The following is a 517-nucleotide window of genomic DNA, read 5'->3' on the forward strand; positions in this document are numbered from 1 at the left end:
CAGGCGCTCGGGCTGTACGAGGCCGCCCGTGAGCTGGGCCTGCGGATCCCGGAGGACCTGAGCGTGGTCGGCTTCGACGACCTGCCCGTGGCCCGCTGGGTGGGCCCGCCGCTGACGACCGTGCGGCAGCCGCTGACGGAGATGGCGGAGGCGGCGGCGAAGCTGGTGCTCGACCTCGGCAAGGGCGAGGACTCCGCAGCGGCGACCCGCGTGGAGCTGGCCACCAGCCTGGTGGTGCGGAGCAGCACGGCCGCGCCGGCGGCGCACTGAGCCGGCGGGCGGTGCGCTGAGCCGTCGGGCGGTGCGCTGGTCTGGCGGATCACCGAGCCGGACGACCCCGGCCGGGTGATGGCCGACGAGCCCGAGGCCGGGCGGCTGCGGGCCTCGCCGAAGTGAGGCGAAGATTCTTCCGGCCGGGTGTCGATTTCCGTCCGTGCCGTTCGACGCAGGGGTGAGAGGCCGGGAAGGACCCGGCCCGCACACCACGAGGAGCCGTCATGCCGCGCTATCTCTCCCT

1 protein-coding gene is annotated in these 517 nt (G+C 74.9%); it reads left to right on the plus strand.

Annotation, left to right across the window (positions count from 1 at the left end; genetic code table 11):
- Window positions 1-270: substrate-binding domain-containing protein (locus tag LPA54_RS36505; RefSeq protein WP_228984804.1), on the plus strand; the 270-nt coding region annotated here is incomplete at its 5' end.
- Window positions 271-517 lie beyond the last annotated feature (247 nt).

Origin of the sequence: Streptomyces sp. DH12 (assembly GCF_020873895.1) — a bacterium.
Lineage (GTDB): Bacteria > Actinomycetota > Actinomycetes > Streptomycetales > Streptomycetaceae > Streptomyces.